The organism is Rahnella sp. ChDrAdgB13, from assembly GCF_017655185.1.
GTDB lineage: Bacteria > Pseudomonadota > Gammaproteobacteria > Enterobacterales > Enterobacteriaceae > Rahnella > Rahnella contaminans.
Window position 1 is genome coordinate 1 of the sequence record NZ_JAEMGT010000179.1, and the last position, 4636, is coordinate 4636.

The window sequence follows — 4636 nt, forward strand, 5'->3', positions numbered from 1 at the left end:
TGATTTTCTCTCTGCCTTAATTTTGTAGTAGGCCTGTTCGAATCCTCTCCAGTATTTCCAGTACTGGAACCGTTGCTGTAGCCAGTACGGTGCCATCACTCACCTCCAGCCCTCGAGAAATCCGTTGTGCCACATCAGAAATGCCCATGTCTGCCGTCCTTTAAAATCCTGCCACTGGTATCTTTCTTCATACATGTTATAGGTGCAGAACTCACGGAATTCATGAGTCATGTATTTGAACTTGCGCCACTGACAATAAAGCATGACGTGGGCGTGCATCACTCCCCCTTAACCGTAAAAGGGAACCCAGCAATATGAATTGCATGTTCAACATCGAAACGGGAAAGCCAGTCGCCGTGTTTATTCGGGATCATGACGTTTCGCTCACCTTCGTGGAATGGATGCCCGGCCCGGGCTGAGTAACCGGCTGGCAGCACCACGGGATTAGCCAGCTTGGCTTTCAGCGCTGAGATTTCTGTTTCCTTCTCTTTGAGCAACGCCACCACTTCACGCCAGCTTTCCTGGCACGCTTCCAGTCTGTCCCAATCTGGGTTGAAGTTAGCCAGTTGAGCCAGTTGTTCTTTGAGGAAAGCATTGCTCTTTTCTGCCGCTGCCAGCTTATGTGCTGGCGTCAGTCCTTCGACCCGCTGCATAGTGACGGTTAATGGCCCGATTTCCTTATGTTCAAAAAGCAATTCGAGATAGTTTATCGCCCCTGATTCTTTGAACTGGTCTGCAAATGATTCAGCCATCAACTGAACCGCAAAGCCAGAGAACGTGAAACCAAACCCACCACCTGGTGTAGGCTCTGCCTTATTCAAGCGAACCTCACCGGCAAGGAATTCACCAAGAGTTTTCCCCGCGATCCGGTCAGTCTCAATACCTTCAAATGCATTGACGCAGGCCGCCGCACGTTCATTTTTCTCTGACAGTGCTTTCTCTGCCGCCTCTCGCTGCTGGCGTTCTGCTTCGAGCTGGTCGAGAGCTCGCTCTGCCAAAACTTGCCATGCTGACCAATAAAGTTGATCAGCGCACTGAGCGCAGATTTGAGAGCCGTCTTCTGCTGTAACAGTACCTGTATGCTGCTTTCCGCATTGGTCGCAATCCCGCCATACCGCATTTGACCAATCATACCGGTCACGAACAGGACGATTCAGCGCCGCGATATCTGTTGTATCAGTCATACAGCCTCCTTCAAAAACAGGATCCAATGAGTTTTATCGCCTTTGCCGGTCCGCTGCCAGATTGTTGGCTTCTGGTCGGTTAGCGCGATAACCTGAGCAACGGGTATCTGCGTTTCGTTCCATTTAAAAACGAGCGTGCCGTGTGGCCGCAACACCCTGAACGCTTCGCGGAAGCCGGCGGCGATGTCTTCACGCCAGTTTTCTTTATCCAATTGCCCGTACTTTTTACGCATCCAACCTTTAAGCCCGGCGCGGCGGAGGTGCGGTGGATCGAATATCACCTGATCAAACTGACCATCACTGAATTGCAACTGACGGAAGTCGCCAAGCATGTCCGGTTTAATCTCCAGTTTTCTCCCATCACACAACACATGCGATTCGCTTCGGGCATCAAGATACACAGCGCGTGGGTCCTGCTTGTTCATCCAAAACATTCGGGAGCCGCAGCACATATCCAGAATTGGTTTGCTGGTTGCCTCAGTCATGGCGGTGTTCCCTCTGTTCGATCACTTCCAAACCAAGTTTTAAAGCCAACGCATGTTCTGCTCTGGCGCCCGCGCTGAACTGCCAGCCGGCCAGCAGATAAATAGCATCTGCGCGCTGGAGCATAGTCAGGCCGACGGCCATGTAATCGGCTTCGGTTAGGCCGTCCGGCAGGATCGCCGGATTCAGCGGGACATGCTTCTCGAAAGACAGGTTGATCGCCGCTTGTTGGAAGGCGGGACGATTGAAATGCGGCGGGCCGGTCATAGGCCCAGCGATGTAGACTTTCATGGCTGCTCCCGTGCTGGCGCTATGAGTTTGAATTCGATTACCCAGACCCACTGATTCGCGTCCCAGCTTCCTTCGCCGTAAATCGACTCCCACAACCACGAATAAACTTCTTTGGCGCTTTTGCTGGCGCCACCGAAATATTGGTCACCGGGGTTGATGCAGTAGCGACCAGAAGCCGGAAGTTGGCAAATACCCTCGCGGACAGCATCACCTGAACTGATTTCTTGCAGGCGTTGTACTCCGACATTGGTTATTTCCAACTGAATACGGCTGGCCCAGCGCGGCATGTGGATGGATGGAACCCAAGAACCTTCGTATTGCATGTTCTCGGTATGAGGCTTCCAGAATGCATCATCAGGAATTGACCATAGGCCATAATTGCCGGGTCGCTGCTCGCAGCTTGCGCGATATACTCGTGCTGCATCTGGGCCACCAGCCTTTACCAGATTTTCTTGCCAGTCGATTGCGCAGCCATCTTCGTTACCAAGGGTTGCAAACGTTTCACGCACCCAGAGCTGATCGCCTGGTTGCCCGAGTGGGCAAACAAGTTCCCTACCGTGGACATCTTCAGTACCGGATTTGACGAGCACTGATTTGCGAACGCCGGAAGAAGGTTGCGGCTTCATAACTCGGCGTGTCTGCGTCTTACGACCGCTGAGAATGGCTTTAACCATCTCAGCGTTGAATAAAATAGGGCGCTCTTTCATGATCAGCCAACCCTCGTCGCTGTGCGCAGTACCTGATAAATCTGGTGGGCGATAGCGCGCTCAGAGCCGACGGGACACGCTTTGAAATATTCATAAGCAGCGGTGATTGCAACATCATGCTTTTCCAGAAAATCAGCCTTCAGACGTGCTATTTCTTGAAGTTCTTCAGCGATGCTGCGCAGCCACACGCTGTATGGGCCGTCTTCAGTATCGTGAATAGAAACCAAGAACCAACCTTCACCCGGCGGTGGCGTTGGCACCCACGCGGATACGTCTGATTCGCCAGCCTCCCAAGCCAACTGAATATCATCAGCACCTGGATCGGCTTCCATCGCCAAGGTGTAAACTTCGACGGCGTGAGCTTTTGCCCATGCTTCAAATTCGCCTGGCGCTGGGTATTCGTTACCGTTGGCAGGTTCGAAGAAATCAGGGTGAGTCCAAAAACCCAAGTTATCGGCATTGCGTTCTGGTGTGACCGGTTGAATAAGTTTCATGGCTGCATTCCTAAATAAGTGATTTCCAGATTTCGGCGTGTGCGAATCCCTTGCCAGTGATGGCAAATAAATTTCAGTAATAACGATTCACTAAATGCCCCAATGAGTCAGGGCATTTAAGGCCGCGCTATCAGGCTTTGAACTCACCGATGAACGTTTCGACTTCAACGTCGGTGAAGTTGGTTTCTAGTAGCTCGCGGAACTCGGTCGCCATTTGTTCTTCAATGGTTTCCAGTTGGACGATGCGCAGAACCAGCACTGGAGCATTACCGCTGGTCAGCACGCTGTAACGCAGACGGAATCGACGGTCACCCAGGCCTTCATACGGCACACATTTAAATTCGAAAGCCACAGGCATAATTTCTTTGCTTTTGGCTTCCACGCTTTCCATAACGGAACGCTTAGCACTGAAATCGCTATCTTCATGATCCGCAGAGCTGGATGCCTCGATAGTGATTTTGCGCACACCACCGATCGCTTTCTTGACGTCCATCACTTCACCGTCAGCGGTAAAAGCAATCAGGAATTCAGACCAGTCTTCGAGCCATTCAGCCAGATCTTTCTGCGAGTTTTTAACACCGTCGATGTTCAATAACGCCTGGTATGGAGCAGTACGTTTCAGCTTGAGGACGGCGGTGTTATCTGCATGACCTGGTGCGGCCAGCGTGCCGAGGTTAAACACAGTCACCGCTGCCATGTTGTCAGCATTAATGAAGCTGCGGACGCCTTCACCGGCGTAATCTTTGCAGTAGCGGGAAAAATCCTGAATGCTGGCGGTTTCCATTTTCCCGCGGAAGCGGAACCGGCCATCTTGCAGGCTTTCCAGCGAATGAATACGGACTGATTCCGGCAAAGCAACAGCAGGGCAGTCAGCTGAAGACAGGCGCTCTTCCAGCAGTGCGGATAGGGACATATCTCGGACTTCTTTGATTGCTGATGCGTCTAAAACTTGAGACATAACAATTTCCTTTTATCGGAGAGGTTAAACGATGCTTATCGCGCGTCGCGGAGTTTGCCGTCAGGATCTCCGCCGATAGTGAACAGCTGGCCTTGATCTTCCTGCATGATGGTCAGCTTGCCGCCTTTGCCCACGTACATTGGTGTTTCGGTGGTATCTTCTTCAGACGTTTTCCCGCGTGGCGTTGGTGCTGAGAACTTCAATTTGTGAGCCAGCATCACGCGTTTTTCTTCCATCGAATTACTGATCCGGGAAACATCAATCTCGATGGTCACTTTGCCTTTACCGCCGTTATTCAGAACACCCAGAGCGGCGGCATTCAGCGCGGCGGCGATTTTGTTTTCGAAAATACCGGCGTCCAGTTCGGAGAGAAACTCCGGGACGTTGGTCATACGACTTTCAGCCATTTTCATGTCCTCGTTATCGCGGCGCACACCGCGGGAAATTACTCACACACATAGACAAGGGCGGCCGGTAATGCACAGGGCGTGCTGGGTGGGTGCCAGCGGCCCTTGTCTA

The 4636-nt window shown here is 52.0% G+C and carries 7 protein-coding genes; all 7 read right to left on the reverse strand.

Annotated elements, in window-relative coordinates:
• Window positions 1–278 precede the first annotated feature (278 nt).
• Window positions 279–1184, reverse strand: a complete 906-nt coding sequence (locus J8X26_RS26100; RefSeq protein WP_208952448.1) for a hypothetical protein — start codon at window positions 1182–1184, stop codon at window positions 279–281.
• On the reverse strand, window positions 1181–1669 hold the full coding sequence (locus tag J8X26_RS26105) for a class I SAM-dependent methyltransferase (RefSeq protein WP_208952449.1): 489 nt from the start codon (window positions 1667–1669) through the stop codon (window positions 1181–1183). The genes J8X26_RS26100 and J8X26_RS26105 overlap by 4 nt, the downstream gene beginning before the upstream one ends.
• On the reverse strand, window positions 1662–1958 hold the full coding sequence (locus tag J8X26_RS26110) for a DUF4406 domain-containing protein (RefSeq protein WP_208952450.1): 297 nt from the start codon (window positions 1956–1958) through the stop codon (window positions 1662–1664). Before J8X26_RS26110 ends, J8X26_RS26105 begins: the two co-directional genes overlap by 8 nt.
• A complete protein-coding gene (locus J8X26_RS26115; protein WP_208952451.1) occupies window positions 1955–2665 on the reverse strand; it encodes a hypothetical protein in 711 nt (236 codons plus the stop codon). Before J8X26_RS26115 ends, J8X26_RS26110 begins: the two co-directional genes overlap by 4 nt.
• Window positions 2666–2667: 2 nt before the next feature.
• A complete protein-coding gene (locus J8X26_RS26120) occupies window positions 2668–3159 on the reverse strand; it encodes a hypothetical protein (protein ID WP_208952452.1) in 492 nt (163 codons plus the stop codon).
• Between the two features lie 130 nt (window positions 3160–3289).
• On the reverse strand, window positions 3290–4117 hold the full coding sequence (locus tag J8X26_RS26125) for a YfdQ family protein (RefSeq protein ID WP_208952453.1): 828 nt from the start codon (window positions 4115–4117) through the stop codon (window positions 3290–3292).
• Between the two features lie 35 nt (window positions 4118–4152).
• Window positions 4153–4524, reverse strand: coding sequence for a hypothetical protein (locus J8X26_RS26130; protein ID WP_208952454.1), 372 nt, complete (start codon window positions 4522–4524; stop codon window positions 4153–4155).
• Between the last annotated feature and the right edge of the window lie 112 nt (window positions 4525–4636).

Excerpts from the sequence above, each read along its gene's own strand:
- J8X26_RS26100 (WP_208952448.1), bottom strand. The coding sequence starts at position 1,184 with ATGACTGATACAACAGATATCGCGGCGCTGAATCGTCCTGTTCGTGAC.
- J8X26_RS26105 (WP_208952449.1), bottom strand. The coding sequence starts at position 1,669 with ATGACTGAGGCAACCAGCAAACCAATTCTGGATATGTGCTGCGGCTCC.
- J8X26_RS26110 (WP_208952450.1), bottom strand. The coding sequence starts at position 1,958 with ATGAAAGTCTACATCGCTGGGCCTATGACCGGCCCGCCGCATTTCAAT.
- J8X26_RS26115 (WP_208952451.1), bottom strand. The coding sequence starts at position 2,665 with ATGAAAGAGCGCCCTATTTTATTCAACGCTGAGATGGTTAAAGCCATT.
- J8X26_RS26120 (WP_208952452.1), bottom strand. The coding sequence starts at position 3,159 with ATGAAACTTATTCAACCGGTCACACCAGAACGCAATGCCGATAACTTG.
- J8X26_RS26125 (WP_208952453.1), bottom strand. The coding sequence starts at position 4,117 with ATGTCTCAAGTTTTAGACGCATCAGCAATCAAAGAAGTCCGAGATATG.
- J8X26_RS26130 (WP_208952454.1), bottom strand. The coding sequence starts at position 4,524 with ATGGCTGAAAGTCGTATGACCAACGTCCCGGAGTTTCTCTCCGAACTG.